General features: G+C 72.5%; 17 protein-coding genes and 1 pseudogene. 12 read left to right on the top strand and 6 right to left on the bottom strand.

Features of this window, described 5'->3' with window-relative positions:
- Positions 1-387: 387 nt before the first annotated feature.
- Positions 388-933 (bottom strand): TetR/AcrR family transcriptional regulator, encoded by a 546-nt coding sequence (locus VGI02_RS06350; protein WP_331626432.1) that lies wholly within the window; start codon positions 931-933, stop codon positions 388-390.
- A gap of 95 nt (positions 934-1028) precedes the next feature.
- On the opposite strand from VGI02_RS06350, the gene VGI02_RS06345 reads away from it, so the two are divergent.
- From VGI02_RS06345 to VGI02_RS06335, 3 genes are read left to right on the top strand one after another with little or no spacing between them, the layout of a single operon-like run.
- Positions 1029-2039, top strand: coding sequence for an NADP-dependent oxidoreductase (locus tag VGI02_RS06345; protein WP_331626431.1), 1011 nt, complete (start codon positions 1029-1031; stop codon positions 2037-2039).
- A gap of 27 nt (positions 2040-2066) precedes the next feature.
- Positions 2067-2840: a putative protein N(5)-glutamine methyltransferase gene (locus tag VGI02_RS06340; protein WP_331626430.1), complete on the top strand. Its 774-nt coding sequence runs from the start codon at positions 2067-2069 to the stop codon at positions 2838-2840.
- Entirely contained in the window at positions 2837-3760 is a 924-nt protein-coding gene (locus VGI02_RS06335; RefSeq protein WP_331626429.1) for a patatin-like phospholipase family protein, read from the top strand. The genes VGI02_RS06340 and VGI02_RS06335 overlap by 4 nt, the downstream gene beginning before the upstream one ends.
- 90 nt (positions 3761-3850) lie before the next feature.
- On the opposite strand, the gene VGI02_RS06330 is transcribed toward VGI02_RS06335, so the two are convergent.
- Positions 3851-4504 carry a biliverdin-producing heme oxygenase gene (locus VGI02_RS06330; protein WP_331626428.1) on the bottom strand — a complete coding sequence of 218 codons (654 nt, stop codon included), beginning with the start codon at positions 4502-4504 and terminating at the stop codon, positions 3851-3853.
- A 295-nt stretch (positions 4505-4799) separates the two neighbouring features.
- On the opposite strand from VGI02_RS06330, the gene VGI02_RS06325 reads away from it, so the two are divergent.
- Both VGI02_RS06325 and VGI02_RS06320 read left to right on the top strand, forming a co-directional pair.
- Entirely contained in the window at positions 4800-5141 is a 342-nt protein-coding gene (locus tag VGI02_RS06325) for a hypothetical protein (protein WP_331626427.1), read from the top strand.
- A 58-nt stretch (positions 5142-5199) separates the two neighbouring features.
- Positions 5200-6168, top strand: coding sequence for an aldo/keto reductase (locus tag VGI02_RS06320; protein WP_331626426.1), 969 nt, complete (start codon positions 5200-5202; stop codon positions 6166-6168).
- A 10-nt stretch (positions 6169-6178) separates the two neighbouring features.
- Here the strand turns inward: VGI02_RS06320 and VGI02_RS06315 are convergent, their stop codons facing one another.
- From VGI02_RS06315 to VGI02_RS06305, 3 genes are read right to left on the bottom strand one after another with little or no spacing between them, the layout of a single operon-like run.
- Complete coding sequence (locus tag VGI02_RS06315) at positions 6179-6373, bottom strand: hypothetical protein (protein WP_331626425.1); 195 nt, start codon at positions 6371-6373, stop codon at positions 6179-6181.
- Between the two features lie 29 nt (positions 6374-6402).
- Positions 6403-6666: a hypothetical protein gene (locus VGI02_RS06310; RefSeq protein WP_331626424.1), complete on the bottom strand. Its 264-nt coding sequence runs from the start codon at positions 6664-6666 to the stop codon at positions 6403-6405.
- A gap of 33 nt (positions 6667-6699) precedes the next feature.
- Complete coding sequence (locus tag VGI02_RS06305) at positions 6700-7131, bottom strand: ester cyclase (protein WP_331626423.1); 432 nt, start codon at positions 7129-7131, stop codon at positions 6700-6702.
- An 89-nt stretch (positions 7132-7220) separates the two neighbouring features.
- On the opposite strand from VGI02_RS06305, the gene VGI02_RS06300 reads away from it, so the two are divergent.
- The 5 genes from VGI02_RS06300 (at position 7221) to VGI02_RS06280 (ending at position 12788) form a co-directional block, all read left to right on the top strand.
- The gene (locus tag VGI02_RS06300; protein WP_331626422.1) at positions 7221-8300 is read left to right on the top strand and encodes a helix-turn-helix transcriptional regulator; all 1080 of its coding nucleotides are present in this window, start codon (positions 7221-7223) and stop codon (positions 8298-8300) included.
- A 332-nt stretch (positions 8301-8632) separates the two neighbouring features.
- Positions 8633-10033, top strand: a complete 1401-nt coding sequence (locus VGI02_RS06295; RefSeq protein ID WP_331626421.1) for an FAD-binding oxidoreductase — start codon at positions 8633-8635, stop codon at positions 10031-10033.
- A gap of 186 nt (positions 10034-10219) precedes the next feature.
- Complete coding sequence (fdhA, locus tag VGI02_RS06290) at positions 10220-11428, top strand: formaldehyde dehydrogenase, glutathione-independent (protein WP_331626420.1); 1209 nt, start codon at positions 10220-10222, stop codon at positions 11426-11428.
- A 140-nt stretch (positions 11429-11568) separates the two neighbouring features.
- On the top strand, positions 11569-11817 hold the full coding sequence (locus VGI02_RS06285) for a hypothetical protein (protein ID WP_331626419.1): 249 nt from the start codon (positions 11569-11571) through the stop codon (positions 11815-11817).
- A 173-nt stretch (positions 11818-11990) separates the two neighbouring features.
- Positions 11991-12788, top strand: a complete 798-nt coding sequence (locus VGI02_RS06280; RefSeq protein WP_331626465.1) for a hypothetical protein — start codon at positions 11991-11993, stop codon at positions 12786-12788.
- Between the two features lie 324 nt (positions 12789-13112).
- On the opposite strand, the pseudogene VGI02_RS06275 reads toward VGI02_RS06280, so the two are convergent.
- Positions 13113-13184, bottom strand: a pseudogene (locus VGI02_RS06275) (hypothetical protein); the annotation flags it as partial.
- Between the two features lie 883 nt (positions 13185-14067).
- Here VGI02_RS06275 and VGI02_RS06270 point away from each other — a divergent pair.
- Positions 14068-14403, top strand: a complete 336-nt coding sequence (locus tag VGI02_RS06270) for a hypothetical protein (protein ID WP_331626418.1) — start codon at positions 14068-14070, stop codon at positions 14401-14403.
- Between the two features lie 241 nt (positions 14404-14644).
- Positions 14645-15469 carry a site-specific integrase gene (locus tag VGI02_RS06265; RefSeq protein ID WP_331626461.1) on the top strand — a complete coding sequence of 275 codons (825 nt, stop codon included), beginning with the start codon at positions 14645-14647 and terminating at the stop codon, positions 15467-15469.
- Positions 15470-16083: the final 614 nt, after the last annotated feature.

The raw sequence follows: 16083 nt of genomic DNA, 5'->3' as shown, positions 1-16083 counted from the left end.
CACTGCGAGGAGCACCGCCGACAGCGCCGCCCCCTCCCACCCGCCGACGGCGGGCACCGCGGTGGTGCGACCGACGCGCGACGCACACACTCCGCCCGGCACCGGACACCCTGCTGGCACGACCGACGCGTCCCGCACACACATGGGCCGCCACGGACGGAAGTGCCCGGACCGGGCCTGACGTGTGGCCCCGCACGCTGCCCCTCCCGAGTTCGGTGGCCGTGCGGGTGTTGTGTTCGGCGCGCGTCGGTCCCCCAGTGGCGACGGCTCGTCGCCGCGTTTGTGTGCGCCCCGCGTCGGTCGCACCGGGGCACCTCCGTCGTCACGACCCGACCTGCCGACCGCCGCCGACCACACCGACGCCGCCGGCGCGGGCAACACGCGTGCTCAGCCGGTCAGGACAGCACCGGTGACGACGTCGAAGAGGTGGGCGGCGCGGGGCGCGAGCCCGGGCTGGTCACCGAGCCACGCGAGCGCCGCGACCAGCGCGAACAGATCGGTGCCGTCGACGTCCGGCCGCGCCGCGCCGTCGTCCTGCGCCCGGGCGAGCAGCCGCGTCCCCGCCGCACGCATCGAGACGCACGAACCGTGGAGAGCGGACTCCGGATCCTCGATCGCGGCCACCATCAGCTCCGTCACGCCCCGGTACGCGTGGGCGAAGGCGACGCAGTCGCGCAGCCACGAGACGAGCGCCTCGCGTGGCGGGCTCGACGCCTCGAGCTCGGCCGCCTGCACCGCCAGCGCGTCGAAGCTCTCGCGGAGCAGGGTCTCGAGCAACGCCTCCCGGGTGGGGAAGTGCCGGTACAGCGTGCCGAGCCCGACGCCCGCCCTGCGGGCGATGTCGCGCAGCGACGCGTCGGCACCCTGCTCGGTCAGGACGGCGCGCGCGACGACGAGCAGATGGTCGTAGTTCTTCCGCGCGTCCGCCCGCATCCCACCTCCACCTTGACATTCGGAGCACTGCCCCGGTTATAGTCGGAGCACTGCTCCATCTACGGTAGCCCACGGGCGCCGGGAACGAGGAAGCGATGCCGAGCGACACGATGACCGCGATCCGGCTGCACGAGTTCGGCGGCCCGGAGGTGCTGCGTCCCGACGAGGTACCGGTCCCCGAGCCGGGGCCGGGCGAGGTGCTGCTCCGCGTGCACGCGGTCGGGGTCAATCCCCCCGACTGGTACGTGCGCGAGGGGATGCCCGACGTCCCGCCCGAGGTGATGCCGCCCCCGCGCCTTCCCCTGATCCCGGGGACGGACGTCTCCGGCGTCGTGGCGGCGGTCGCGCCCGACGTCGAGGGATTCGCCGTCGGCGACGAGGTCTTCGGCATGCTGCGCTTCCCCGGTCTCGAGGGCGGCGCCTACGCCGAGTACGTCGCCGCGCCCGCCGCGGACCTCGCCCCCAAGCCGGCCCACCTCGACCACGTGCACGCCGCCGGGGCACCCATGGCCGGGCTCACCGCCTGGCAGTTCCTCATCGCGCTCGGACACGACCACCCCCCGCCCTTCCAGGCGGCACAGCACCGCCCGGTGGCCCTGGACGAGCACTCGACGGTGCTCGTCAACGGTGCCGGGGGCGGCGTGGGCCACCTCGCGCTCCAGCTCGCGACGTGGCGCGGCGCCCACGTCACCGCGGTCGCCTCGGGCCGGCACGAGTCCTTCCTGCGCGACCTCGGTGCCGACGAGTTCATCGACTACACGCGGACCCGTCCGGAGGAGGTCGCCCACGACCTCGACCTGGTCCTCGACACCGTCGGCGGCCCCGAGAGCAGGCGCCTCCTGCGCACGCTGCGGCGCGGCGGGGCGCTCTTCCCGGTGTACCTGGCCGAGTACGACCCCGCCGAAGTGGCCGAGCTCGGCGTCACGACCTCGGGAACCCAGGTGCGCTCCAACGGCGCCCAGCTCGCCGAGCTCGGGCGCCTGCTCGACGCCGGCACGGTCCGTGTCGCCGTGGACAGCACGTTCCCGCTGGTCGACGCCGCGAAGGCGCACGACCGGGCGGGCCACGGACACCTCCAGGGCAAGATCGTGCTCACCGTTCCGTGACGAGGACTGATCGCTAACCTGGGCGGTGTGGAGGAGGCGGCCCTGACAGCCCGGCTGCGCGCCGCGGGCTGCGTGTTCGCCGAGGAGGAGGCCGCCCTGCTGCTGGCCGAGTCCACCGACCCGGCCGCGTGCGAGTCCATGACCGCGCGCCGGGTGGCGGGCGAGCCGCTCGAGCACGTCCTGGGCTGGGCGGAGTTCCGGGGCAGGCGGGTCGCCGTCGTCGCCGGGGTCTTCGTCCCGCGGCAGCGCAGCGGCCTGCTCGTCGACCGGGCCGTCGCGCTCGGCCGGCCCGGCGCCGTCGTCGTCGACCTGTGCTGCGGCTCGGGCGCGCTCGGCGCGGCGGTGGCCGCCGAGGTGGAGCGGGTCGACCTGCACGCGGCCGACGTCGACGCCGCCGCGGTCGCGTGCGCCCGGCGCACCGTGCCGCCGGGCGCCCAGGTCCACCACGGCGACCTCGACGCGGCCCTGCCCGGCGACCTGCGCGGGCGGGTGGACCTCATGCTGGCCTCGCCGCCCTACGTCCCGACCGCGGGCCTCGCGACCATGCCCCCGGAGGCCCGCGAGCACGAGCCCCGCGTCGCCCTCGACGGTGGGGACGACGGGCTCGGGGTGCTGCGCCGGATCGCCGCCGTGGCGCCCGGCTGGCTCGCGCCCGGGGGCGCCGTGCTGCTGGAGTGCGCCGCGCACCAGGCCGACGCCGCGCGGGAGGCGGTCGCCGCCGCGGGCCTGTCCGCGACGGCCGAGCACGACGACGAGGCCGACGCGACCGTCGTCGTCGGGCGCCGGAAGGACCCGCGGTGACCGTGCTGGACGTCCTCGCCCGGCGCCGCGACCACGGCAGGGAGGACCGCTGCCGGGTCGCCCTCGTCGTCGAGGGCGGCGGGAGCCGCGCGACGTTCTCGGCCGGCATGGCGGCCGCCGTCGAGGACCACGGCCTGACCCCACTGCTCGACGACGTCTACGGGGTGTCGGCCGGCTCGCTCAACGCGGCCTGGCTGGTCGCCGGGAAGGCGCGCGAGGCGATGGCGCCGTGGACCGACCGCTCGGTGATGCGCGGGACGATCGACCCGCGCCGGGTGCTGCGCGGTGGCCGCGTGGTCGACCTCGAGCACCTGGTCGAGCACGTCTACGTCCGCGAGGTGCCGATGCCCTTCGCGACGATCCTTGCGAGCCCGGTGACCTACCACCCGATGGCCACCGACGCGGCGACCGGAGCCTCGACCGACCTCGCGCCGCTGCTCGACGGGCCGCCCGCGCTGCGGCGCGCGCTGCGGGCGAGCTCCACCCTGCCGGTGCTCGCCGGGCCGCCGGTGGCCTTCGGGGACCGGCGGTGGGTCGACGGCGGACTGACCGAGCCCGTCGCCGTGCACACCGCCCTGGCCCAGGGCGCCACCCACCTCGTCGTGCTGCGCACGCACGCCGGGGCCCACGTCGCGGCCGAGCCGCCAGGCGTCGTCGACGCGGTCGTGCGCCGCTGGCTGCGCCGTCACGCGCCGGGAGTGGTGGACGCGTGGGTGGACCGGGTCGAGCGCGCCCGGGCCACCGAGGCGCTGCTCGCCGAGCTCGGGGCGGCCGGGAAGGTGCTGCAGGTGCGCCCGCCGGACGACGCACCCGCGGTCTCCCGCACCTCGACCGATCTCCGCCTGCTGGCCGAGGCGCTGCGGGTCGGCCACGAGGCCGCGGACCTGGCCCTGGAGCCCCTCAGGGCCCCGGCGGCCTGACCGACCGACGGATGGGTGGATGGCGCCGTCCACTCGCCTGATGACAGCAATGGGCCATTGCCGGCACGGGCGGGTGCGGCGGCACCTCGCTCACGCCGCGGCCGGCTCGGCCCGCGCCCAGAGGTCGTGGAACATCGCGATGTTGAGGTCGTATGCCGTCCGGACCTCCTCGACGACGCGGGCGCGCTCGTCGGAGTCCCACGGCGCCGCGTCGAGCAGCGCGCGGTAGTGCTCGCGGAAGCGCGGCACCGGGCCGAGACCGGAGAAGTCGTAGAAGGCGGTGCCGCCGCCGGTCACGCCGTAGCGCCGGGGCAGCAGCGCCGCGACCGCCTGGCCGCCGGCGACGTCGCCGAGGTAGCGCGTGTAGTGGTGCGCCACGAACCCGGCGGGCCAGTCCCCGACCTCGCGGATGCGTTCGGCGTAACGCGCGGTGGACGGCAGCGGCTCGGGGTCGGTCACTCCGAAGAACTCGAGGTCCGCGGCGATCCGGGAGGAGCGCCGCAGGGTGTCGATGAGGAACGGCCCGGCGACCGGGTGCTCGGCGAGCGCGTCGCTCACCGATTCGAGCGCGCCGTAGACGAACGAGTACTGCTCGACCAGCCGGGCGTAGTCGGCCACCGCGAGCCGCCCGTCGAACAGCGCGTCCATGAACGGCGAGTGGTTGGCCCGCTGGTGGGCCTCCAACGTCGACCGCCGGACGGCCTGGTGGAACGGGATCGCGGCCGAGGACGTCGTCTCGGACACCGGCACCTCCTGGTGGGCGGGCGGACCCTGAGCACCGCGTCGTGCGCTCCCGACCTTAGGCGCGGCCACCGGGTGAGGGAACCCTAAGTCGGGCGATCACGGTCGGCCGATGTTGTGGCGCCATCCATCGCGGCGCACGATCGATCGTCGTGGAGCTGCGCCGACTCACGTGGTGCGGACCGCCGGGCGAGACGTCACGGACTGACGTTTCCGGGCGGCCCGCGGTCGGCAAGCCAGGGGGTGCAGCGGCTCGAGACCGGGGCCAGGACGTTCCTGTGACCGAAAGGGTCTCGCCATGACTGCGTTCGCCGACATCGTCGTCGCCACCTCGACCGTGCACCCGGGCCGCCCCGGCAGTCTCGTCCCGTCCGGGCCGGGCGCTCTCTACCTGCTCGTCTTCAACGACCCCGCCCACCCGGTGACCGGCTACAACTCCGGCTGGAGCCTGCTCGCCTGGAGCGGCAACGACCGCTTCTGGTCGACCGGGCTGCTCGCCCACGGCGTCGACGCCCACACCGCGGAGGCCGACGCGCGCACGGTCGCCGGGCGTGTCCTCGCCGAGCACGGTGTCCGCGTGCAGTGCTGGCGCAGCGGCGCCACGGGCTCGCTGCCGATGTTCCGCGCGCAGGCGGGGTGATCGCCGGCTGAGCGGGAAGTCTCCCCGTGGACACACCGACCACGGGAAGGACGACCACGTGAAGACCGCGACGCTGGGCACGCTCGAGGTGGGCCGCATCGGCCTGGGGGCGATGGGGATGTCCGCCGCGTACACCGGCTCGGGCACCGACGACGCCGAGTCGATCCGCACCGTCCGCCGGGCGCTCGACCTCGGCGTCACCCTCGTCGACACCGCCGAGGTATACGGGCCCTACGTGAACGAGGAGCTCGTCGGGAAGGCGATCGAGGGCAGGCGTGACGAGGTCGTGCTGGCGACGAAGTTCGGGCTGATCTCGCACACCGGCCGCGAGGGTGCGGACTCGAGCCCGGCGAGCATCCGCGCCGCCGTCGACGGATCGCTGCGCCGCCTCGGCGTCGACCACGTCGATCTCTACTACCAGCACCGCGTGGACCCGGGGACGCCCATCGAGGAGACGGTCGGGGCGGTCGCGGAGCTCGTCGAGGCGGGCAAGGTCCGCCACATCGGGCTCTCGGAGGCATGGGCGGACACGATCCGCCGGGCGCACGCGACCCATCCGATCACCGCGTTGCAGTCCGAGTACTCGCTGTGGACCCGGGAGCAGGACGAGATCCTCCCGCTGCTGCGCGAGCTCGGGATCGGCCTCGTGCCCTACTCCCCGCTCGGTCGCGGGTTCCTGACCGGGCAGGTGCGCTCGATCGACGACCTCGACGAGAACGACATGCGCCGCAGCAACCCCCGCTTCGCCGAGGAGAACTTCCGGCGCAACCTCGCCGCGGCCGACGAGGTGCGCACGATCGCCGACGAGGCGGGGGTGACGCCCGCCCAGGTGGCGCTGGCCTGGGTGCTCTCGAAGGGCTCCGACCTCGCCCCGATTCCGGGGACGAAGCGGGTCTCGCGGCTCGAGGAGAACGTCGGCGCGGACGCGGTGCTGCTGACCACCGACCAGCTGGCCCGCCTGGACGGGCTCACCCCCGCCGCAGGCGGGCACCACTCCGAGGAGCAGATGACGCTCATCGAGCGGTGAACCGCCGCGCTCAGGGCGCCCGGGGGACGAAGCGGGGCCCGCGGGCGCCGACGAGCAGTCCGGCGCCCATGCCGGCGATGCCGAGGTCCCGGAGGGCGGCGGCCACGAGCTGCTCGCCCTCCGGTGCGCCCTGCGACGCCGCGACCGCGACGACGCCGCGCGCGAGGGCGACCCCGGTCCAGCGCGGGAGGACCTCGGCCCGCACGACCGCGTAGCCGAACCAGACCCCCGCGATCAGAAGAGGTAGGCGTACGCGTACGCCCCCGCGGCGATCGCGGCATGCCGCGCGATCGAGGGACGCTGCGCGAGGTACAGACCAACCACCACGACGGGGATCGCGGCCTCGGCGACCAGGGTGAGCCAGAGCTGGGGCGCGGAGAACCCGCCCTGGACGGTCTCCCAGACGTCGGACACGAAGTAGAGGACGGAGAAGACCAGCGCGGCCAGCCCCAGGAGTTCTGTCGCCCGGGAGCGGGCGACGGGTGCGATCTCGGGCACGGCGCCCCCTGCGGCTCCGACGGGACCCCATCGTCAGGTCGGCGGGAGGACGCCGAGCTGGCGGAGCAGACCGAGCTCGTCCAGCCGTCCCCACCGTTCGACGATCCGTTCGCCCTCCAGCCGGAACACGTTGATCCCGGCCAGGACGAGCACCTTTCCCGTCGGGGCGACGCCCATGAGCTCGCCGCGATGAGTGCCCCGGGCGACGAACCGCTCCACGACGACGTCGTCCTGGGCCACCATCTGGTCCGGGACGCTGTGCCAGTCGGGGAGCGCCGCGCGGAACATCGCCGCCGCGCGCCGCATCCCCTCGGCCCCGTTCGGCGCGCCGGGGACGGGCGGGTCGTGGTCGACGAACTCCGGGGCCAGGTAGCGGTCGACGGCGCCCAGATCACCCGTGGTGAACAATTCCTGGATGAAGGCATCGACGATCTTCTTGTTGCGGTCGATCTGATCAGTGGTCATGCCGGGAATCGTGAACGCCGGACCGCGACCGTGGCCATCCCACAATATTGGGGTTCCGCGGGAAGCACACCGGACCGGACACTGGCCCCATGCCGCAGCGAGCCAGCCCGGCCCAGGTCGAGCACGAGATCGTCCGGGCCTGCCATCAGGGCCTGGACGTCCCCGGCCTGCAGCACGAAGTGCTCGCGACATTGCGGCGGGTGATGTCGATCGACGCGGCGTTCTTCGCCACCGCCGATCCGGACACATTGTTGTTCACGGGGGCGCATGCCGAGGAACCGCTCCGCGACGCCCAGGCCCGGTTCGTCGAGAACGAGTTCGGCGCCGTCGACGTCAACAAGTTCGCCGCGCTCGCCACGTCGTCGCGACACGTGGCGTCACTCGACGACGCGACCCGCCACGAGCGGGCGGCCAGCGGGCGCTACCGCGACATCATGGGGCCGCTCGGCCTGGGCGACGAACTGCGTGCGGCGCTGGTGGTCGACGCGCACTGCTGGGGCTACCTGTGCCTGCACCGCGAGGACCACGAGCTGGGGTTCGCGCGGGACGACGGCGACCTGATCGCCCGTCTCGGGCCGCACATCGCCCACGGCCTCCGTCAGGCGGTCCTGCTCCACGGGCCGGGCGGCGCCGCCACGGGACCCCGGCCCGGCGTCGTGGTCCTCGCCGACGAGGACCTGGCGGTGGTCGCGATGACCCCCGAGGCCGAGGCGCTGATCTCGCTGATCACCGACGGGCCACGGGCGACCGGGCCACTCCCCGTGCCCGTCCACGCGGTGGCCACCGCGCTGATGAGCCTGGAGCGTGGCGGGACCTCCGCACCGCGGGTCCCGAGCACCCGGGCCCGCACCGCGGACGGACACTGGCTCGACGTCCACGCCTCCCGGTTGCAGGAGCCGCCCGACGGCCGGATCGCGGTGGTGCTCGAGCGGGCGGGCGGGCACACGATCGCGCAGCTGCTGCTCGCCGCCCACGGCCTCACGCCCCGCGAGGTCGAGGTCGCGCGGCTCGTCCTGCGGGGGACGGCCACCACGACCATCGCGAGCACCCTGCACATCTCCCGCCACACCCTTCAGGACCACCTCAAGTCGATCTTCGACAAGGTGGGGGTCCGCAGCCGTCGGGAGCTCGTGGGCCGACTTCTCGGTTCGTCACCCCCGGGCGATTGAGCACGGAACGGAAACCTGCTCATCACGTCGCGCAACGTCTCTTTCCGACGTCGGGGAGTAACAGATCCGATGAATTCCAACCGCACGAATGGCGTCACGCACGGTGAGGAGATCTGGGCACGAAGTTATTCTATTCCCGACATCACGGACCGTAGTAGCGTCGGACCGCGCAGCTCGATTCATCGCCGAGCATCACACGTCATTGATCGCGCGCATTCGTCCGACGATTCCACGTGGTGATGGCCCCGTCACGGGGAGCCCGCCCGGTGCATCCGCTGCCAGGTGCGGGCGCACGGGACGCACGCACCTCTCGACGGAGAGGACGGTAGGCGATGACTGCCACGGTGAGCGGAGGCGTCGAGGGTCTGCGGGCCCGGATGTCGGGTCCGGTGCTCGGTCCGGGTGACCTCGAGTACGACACGGCCCGGTCGGTGTGGAACGGCGAGATCGACAAACGACCCGCGCTCATCGCCCGATGTCTGTCGCCCGGCGACGTCGGCGCGGCGATCACCTTCGCCCGCGACGAGGGTCTCGAGATCTCGGTGCGGGGCGGCGGGCACAACTTCGGGGGAGCCGCCGTGTGCGTGGACGGCCTGATGATCGACCTGAGCGCACTCGACGAGGTGACCGTGGATGTCGGCGCCCGCCGGGCCCGCTGCGGCGGCGGGGCGACGCTCGCCGACCTCGACGCGGCCACCCAGGAGCACGGCCTCGCGGTGACCGGGGGCACGATCAGCCACACCGGCGTCGGCGGCCTGACCCTCGGCGGCGGCTTCGGCTGGCTGACCAGCCGGCTCGGGCTCACCTGCGACAACCTCGTCGCGGCCGAGGTCGTGACCGCGGACGGACACTGTCTGCGGGCCTCGCCGACCGAGCACCCGGACCTGTTCTGGGCCCTGCGTGGTGGCGGCGGCAACTTCGGGGTCGTCACGACCTTCGAGTTCGCGCTCGCCCCGATCGGCCCCGAGGTGCACCTGGGCTTCTTCTTCTGGCCCCTGGACTCGGCCCGCGAGGCGCTGCGCGCGATCCGCGACGCCGTCGACGGCCTGCCGCGGGGCGCCGGCAGTCTCGTCGCGTGCCTGAACGCCCCGCCGGCACCGTTCGTGCCCGAGCAATACCACTTCAGTCCGGGGGTGGCGTTCCTGATCGTCGGCTTCGACTCCGCCGAGGAGCACGCGGCCGCCGTGGCCCCGATCCGCGCGGTGCTCCCGCCCGCGGTCGACTTCATCACCCCGATGCCCTACACCGCGCTGCAGCAGATGCTCGACGAGAGCACCCCCTGGGGGATCTTCGGCTACGAGAAGGCGCTCTACCTCGACGAGTTCACCGACGCGGCCATCGACGTCGTCGTCGAGCAGTTCCCCCGGAAGACCTCGCCGATGTCGTTCACCCCGATCTTCCCGGTGGGCGGGGCCTTCGGGGACGTCGCCGACCAGGCCACCGCCTTCGGTGGGAGCCGGTCCACGAGGTGGGTGTTCAACATCGCGGCGGTCGCCCCCGACGCCGAGGCCCTCGCCGCGGACCGGGAGTGGGTCCGCTCGTTCTGGGAGGCCCTCCGCCCGTACGCCGGCAGCGCCGGGAGCTACGTCAACTTCATGGTCGACTTCGAGGAGGACCGCGTCCGCGCCGCCTACGGCCCGGCGAAGTACGACCGCCTGGCGGCCATCAAGGCCAAGTACGACCCGGCCAACGTGTTCCACCTGAACCCGAACATCCGGCCGTCAGGCCACTGACGCCCTCCGGGGCGCGGCGCTCGGCCGTCAGCATCCGCGCCACGGAGACGGGCGTCGGGGGCCTCCGGCTCCCGGGCCCCCGCACTGGGCCGGGTGCGGGAGTGACCCAGGCCACATCGCGGGTGACGATGAGGACGACGTCGGGGGCGACGGGCTCTCGGCGCATGCCGCCATCGAGGAGCGCCCATGAAGGCCGTCGCCTACATCGCACCCATGAAGGTCGAGGTCCAGGACATCGAGTACCCGGGACTGGAGCTGAAGGACGGACCCGGGGTGAACCCCGCGAACGTCGGGCGCCAGTGCCCGCACGGGGTGATCCTGCGCTGCGTCTCCACCAACATCTGCGGATCGGACCAGCACATGGTCCGCGGCCGGACCACGGCGCCGCCCGGCCTGATCCTCGGCCACGAGATCACCGGCGAGGTGATCGAGGTGGGTCGCGACGTCGAGTTCATCAAGCAGGGGGACCTGTGCTCGGTCCCGTTCAACATCGCCTGCGGGCGATGCCGGATGTGCAAGGAGGGGCACACCGGGGTCTGTCTCAACGTCAACCCGGACCGGCCCGGGTCGGCGTACGGGTACGTCGACATGGGCGGCTGGCAGGGCGGACAGGCCGAGTACGTGATGGTGCCGTACGCGGACTGGAACCTGCTGCCCTTCCCCGACCGTGACCAGGCCATGGAGAAGATCCTCGACCTGACGATGCTGTCGGACATCTTCCCGACCGGGTACCACGGCTGCGTCTCGGCCGGGGTGAGTACCGGCTCCACCGTCTACGTCGCCGGCGCCGGCCCCGTCGGGCTGGCCGCCGCGGCGTCGGCGCACCTACTCGGGGCGTCCGCTGTCATCGTCGGAGACATGAACGCCGACCGACTCGCGCACGCGCGCACCTTCGGCTGCGAGACCGTGGACCTGAGCGGGGGCGGCACGCTGCCCGAGAAGATCGAGCAGATCGTCGGCGAGCCGGTGGTCGACGCCGCCGTCGACGCCGTGGGTTTCGAGGCCCGCGGGCACGGCAAGGACGCGGGCGAGGCGCCGGCCACGGTCCTGAACTCGATCATGGAGATCACGCGGGCGGCCGGTCAGCTCGGCATCCCGGGCCTGTACGTGACCGGCGACCCGGGTGGCGTCGACGCCGCCGCGCAGGAGGGCAGCCTCTCGATCCGCATCGGGCTGGGCTGGGCCAAGTCGCACTCGTTCACGACGGGTCAGTGCCCGGTGATGCGCTACCACCGGAAGCTGATGAACGCGATCCTGCGCGACAGGGTCCAGATCGCGAAGGCCGTCAACGCCACGACGATCTCGATCGACGAGGCACCGCAGGGCTACGCGCAGTTCGACTCCGGGGTCGCCGAGAAGTTCGTCATCGACCCGCACGGCCTCGTGGCGGCCTGACCCGCCCCTCGCGGCCGGCTCCCCGGACCCCGGAGCCCGCCCGGGACGCCTTGACGAGACCCCGGGGTTCGATCACCCTCGAGATCCGCGTCGCCGGGTGGCGCACACGGTCGGACCACGCCAGAGGGGGCCCTGTCGCGGTGTTGACGAAGGAACGCATCGGACCCGTCGTCGCGACCTTGGCCGCCATCGCGGGCCTCGTGCTCGTCCTCACCGGAGCCGGCCACAAGGCCGATGCGGACGATGACGACAAGGCACCCAGCGCTCCGGGAACCAGCCAGGTCGTCCCGGCGCCGATGCCCGGCCAGGTCCAGCCGGCCGCTCCCGGGCAGACCCGGCCGCAGGCACCGGCGCCCGCGCAGCAGCCGCAGAAGGACGACGACGGCTAGGCCGTCCCGCTCCTGGGTGCTCGGGGCGGGGTGAGGGGATTCGGGGTGCGCAACCGCCCGGAATTGCCCCCGTCGAGATCAGACAATGCCCTCCGTCGAGAGGAAGGCCTCACCGCTCGCGCTCGGTACTTTCCCCGGGCGCAGTGTCGAGACCGACTCCGAGGAGCGTCCCCGTGTCAGCACCACCGATCGAGCATCCCCTCAATCTGGTGATGCAGGACGTCCTCACCTGGGGCAGCTGGATCCTCACCGTCGTCGCGCTCGGGGTCGCCGTGATGTGGGGCGTCAAGGAGCGGACGCCCTTCTATGCCCTGCTCGTCCTGGCCGCGGGCATCGGGGCCTTCGCCGAACCGCTCTACGACGCGGCGATGATGCTGTACTTCTACTCCACGCCCGGCATGTACACGCACTTCACCGCCTTCGACGTCCCCCAGCCGATCTGGACGCACAGCGGGTATGTCGTGTTGTACGCCAGCGCGGCGATGGTCGGGACGCGGCGTATCCGGATGGGGCGGATGACCCCGCGAGCACTCTTCGGGCTCGCCGGTGTGGAGTTCGCGATGTCCTGCGTGTTCGAGATGATCGGGATCAACGGCGGCGCGTACGAGTACTGGGGCCCGCACGTGTTCCGGGTCTTCGACTACCCGCTCGTCATCGGTGTCCTCGAGGCCGCACAGGTCATCTGCTTCACCGTCGCGGCGGCGGTCCTGCGTGAACGGTCCGCCGGCACAGCCGGCCTCCTGGGGCTGTTCGTCCTGTTCCCCTGCACGTTCTTCATGGCCAACCTCGGAGCCGGCGCACCGGTCGTCGTCGCGCTCCACCTGGAGGGCACCGGACCGCTGGTCGTCGGCGCCGCGACGATCCTGAGCATCGTCTTCGCGGCGACACTCGTCCGCGGGGCCTCCCTGGCCCTGCCCCGAGCCGTCCCGGACACCGCCGCGCCGCGGCCGTCCGTGAGCGCGGTCGCCTGACCCCTCGCGCCACCGAGCGGTCGGGGCCTGTCGGCGTGCTCGAGCAGCCGTGCGGCTCTCGACGTTCCACAGCACGACGACCACTGCGAAGGCGGTGCCGAGGATGGGGACGTCGGCCACGAACCACACGGCCATGCCCGCGGCCCAGTTGACGAGCGCGATGAGGCGCACGATGGCGACCAGCGCGGAGCGCCGGATGCGGGCGCCGACGGTGGCGGGGCGTTCGATACCCGTCGGCGCGGTACGGGCCCTCGTCGAAGAGCAGTCGCGAGTCATCGCCTCGGTCAGGCACGCCGCCCGCACCGGGCACCCGGCGCAGACGGCCTTGGCCGGCTCGACCCGCTCCTCACCGAGCGGCCCGCACTCGATGGGCGGGAAGAACAACGTCTCGTCCATCCCCGAGCAGGCCGCGTGCTCGTGCCAGGCCGGGACAGCGCCGCCGTCGAAGACCAGCTCACGCACCAGCATCCGAAGCCTCTCCCGCGTCATGCGCCGCACGCTGCGGGCCGGCCGGGTCGCCGGGTCGGCGGCGCTCATGCCGCACCCTCCGACATGACCCCCGAGGCACGCGGGGCCACCGCAACCATGGGGAGGGTCTACAGCTCGCACGCGACGACAACACCGTCAGGGCGGCGAGCAGCGAGCGGGCGGCTTCCATCTCGTCGTCGCTGATCTCCCATGCGGGCGTTCTCGACGACGTCGAGGATCGGAGTCTGATCCGCCGGGGTGATCACCTCGGCCCGACCGATCGGGCTCAGGCGCACCGACAGCCCGCGCATCAGGCCACCGCTTCAGTGACTTCGACCCCGAGGACGGGGCGTGGCGGCGGCCCTGGGCGGGTGCGTGCATCCCGCTCGCGCGAACGCCACGCCACGCCACCCGCGGCCGCGGGCTGTTCGAGTCCAGGTACGGGGTGAGGCCCTCGAACTCCACCGGCCGGAACGGCGAACCGGGCAGCGACTCCGGCGGGACCGGCTGGACCTCGGCCGCGATCTTCACCGCCACTTGATCGCCATTTCTCGGTTCCTCCAGTCGCCCGCGGAGTCGCTCTCCGCGGTGAGACCAGGAAACGCCGATCACGCGGTCCGGGCCGTCGGTCCTCGGTCGTTCTGTACAGAGGAACGGTCATGGCTCGGGAAGCGAGCGTTCAGGTGGCTGGCCACGGGTTCGTAACAGCCTGGCCACGCGCGGGCCAATCACCCAAATGGTCGCGTAACGACCAGACCGCGCCCCGCGAGACCTCACTAACAGTGACCAAACTCCCGGGGGGACTCCTTCCATGACCACCATCGACCAACCCAGCGAACCCACCGTCACCGCCACGACGGAGCCAGTCCTCGTCGTCGGCCCCACCGCGATCGAGCCCGTCCTCACACCCATCCTCGTCGGACCCGCCACGACCGAGCCCGTCGCGATCGAGTACGTCCTCAATCCCGTCCCCGTCGAGGACCCCGCCGCCCTCTCTGCGGCCCGCTCTCTGCGAGCTACCAAAGACTTCAACGGCGTCTACTACTCCAACGCCGGACGCCCCCTGATGTGGGTCACCTTCTGGATCGCTGTCTCTGCATGGATGGTGCTCGTCGGCGGCATCGCATACGCAGCATTCATGCACTGACCAGCGTCCAGCGGCGGGACGAACGGGGCCGCCATTGACGGCACGGGGGTGCCACGGGCCTTCCGGATCGACGTCGGCGTCTTCTCCCACGAAGACCGCGACGACATGGACGACAGCATCCTCACCGCGACCGGCAAGGCGACCTGGCACGCCAGCACCGCCCGCATGGTTCTGGGCCCCGCAGGACGCCGCAATGCTGCTCGCCAGCCAGCGCTGAGCCCGTTGCGCGCAAGGCGGGGACATCGGCCCGCGACGGGACCCGGCTACCCCGAAAGCTTCCGCGCGAGGTCGTGCCGCTGGGGCCAAGGTCGTCGAGGCGCTGATCGACAAGGTCGCCGGGCGGTATCGCGCCCTCGTGGTCCTCGGCGCCGGGACAGGGATGCGGCAGGGCGAGTGCTTCGGGCTCACCATCGATCGGATCGACTTCCTGCGCCGGACCCTCCGCGTGGATCGGCAGCTCGTGCTGGTGCCTTCGCAGCCGGCGTTCCTCGCGCCGCCGAAGACCTCGGCATCGCACCGGACGATTCCGCTGCCCCGCGTCGTCGTCGAGGAGCCGGCCGAGCACGTTCGGCAGTTCCCGATCACTCACCCCGATGGGCTTGTCTTCACCGACGACGATGGCCGCGCACTGCGGCGGACTGCGTTCTCCCTGCTCGTCTGGCGTCCGCTGGTGGCCGGGGTCGGCGCTCCGCATGGCACCGGGTTCCATGATCTCCGGCACTACTTCGCGTCGCTGCTGATCCGGCACGGCGAATCCGTGAAGACAGTCCAGACCCGGCTGGAACACGCAACGGCGGCCGAGACGCTGGACACCTACTCGCACCGATGGCCGGACTCTGATGATCGGACCCGCGAGGCGGTCGACCAGGTGCTCGGCCCCACTACTGATCGCAAGGAAAGGAGCGGGGCAGAGCCTGATGATCTCCGGTCAGCGCTCGGACGCGCAGAAGTCGTCGACGGCGTTGACGAACTCCTCGCGCGAGACGGACTCGGGATGTGTCCCGGTCCCCCTGGCAACCTTCGCCCAGATCATCGGACCTGGACGGATGCCAAACAACGCTCCTGATGTGCAGACCTTCGAGATGGAGGTGGCGATCGTGTCGTCATCGGCATGCTTGAAGGTCGCCGTGTCACTGGACACTGCCCGCACGACGTCGGCGACGTGCTCCGTAGGACTGGGGGTGAGAGTCGACGTCCGGAAGCGGGCGCAGGCAAAACCTGCGCCTGCACGTTCTGCGGCTCGGGGGTGCTCACCGAAGGCGGGGCCTCGGGCGCGCGCTGCGGAACGCGCTGCTGTGGAACTTGCGAAGGCTCAACCGCCGCTGGCGAGTCGGTCTTCTTGGGCGTCGACGTAGCGCCGGCCGGCATGTCGAGCTGCTCGCTCATTGGTCCCCCCGAAGGATCTCTTTGGGTTGCTCATCCGTTCGCGGGAGCGGGCTCGGCCGTTACACGAGCCACACAGGACGCTCAGGGCAGCCGAGCCCCAGGTGTGCCCCGACGACGGTCCCGGGCAGGATCGGTCCAGGTCAGAGTGGGTGAGGCGGAGGAGTCGGCCTGTAAGCCGGATCCTGTCCCCGCGGACCCTTGCGGGTCCGCGGGTGGCGACCATCCATCTCGGCCCGTCGTCGCCGACGGGCTCCAGCGGTCTACCCGCAGGTCTCGGGCGGGCAGCCCTCGAAC

The organism is Actinomycetospora sp. (assembly GCF_036497245.1).
In the GTDB taxonomy this organism is placed as follows: Bacteria; Actinomycetota; Actinomycetes; order Mycobacteriales; family Pseudonocardiaceae; genus Actinomycetospora.
Note: the sequence above shows the minus strand (reverse complement) of the source record. Positions and strands in the feature narration are given on the sequence as shown.

Excerpts from the sequence above, each read along its gene's own strand:
- VGI02_RS06350 (WP_331626432.1), bottom strand. The coding sequence starts at position 933 with ATGCGGGCGGACGCGCGGAAGAACTACGACCATCTGCTCGTCGTCGCG.
- VGI02_RS06345 (WP_331626431.1), top strand. The coding sequence starts at position 1,029 with ATGCCGAGCGACACGATGACCGCGATCCGGCTGCACGAGTTCGGCGGC.
- VGI02_RS06325 (WP_331626427.1), top strand. The coding sequence starts at position 4,800 with ATGACTGCGTTCGCCGACATCGTCGTCGCCACCTCGACCGTGCACCCG.
- VGI02_RS06305 (WP_331626423.1), bottom strand. The coding sequence starts at position 7,131 with ATGACCACTGATCAGATCGACCGCAACAAGAAGATCGTCGATGCCTTC.
- VGI02_RS06300 (WP_331626422.1), top strand. The coding sequence starts at position 7,221 with ATGCCGCAGCGAGCCAGCCCGGCCCAGGTCGAGCACGAGATCGTCCGG.
- VGI02_RS06295 (WP_331626421.1), top strand. The coding sequence starts at position 8,633 with ATGACTGCCACGGTGAGCGGAGGCGTCGAGGGTCTGCGGGCCCGGATG.
- fdhA (WP_331626420.1), top strand. The coding sequence starts at position 10,220 with ATGAAGGCCGTCGCCTACATCGCACCCATGAAGGTCGAGGTCCAGGAC.
- VGI02_RS06270 (WP_331626418.1), top strand. The coding sequence starts at position 14,068 with ATGACCACCATCGACCAACCCAGCGAACCCACCGTCACCGCCACGACG.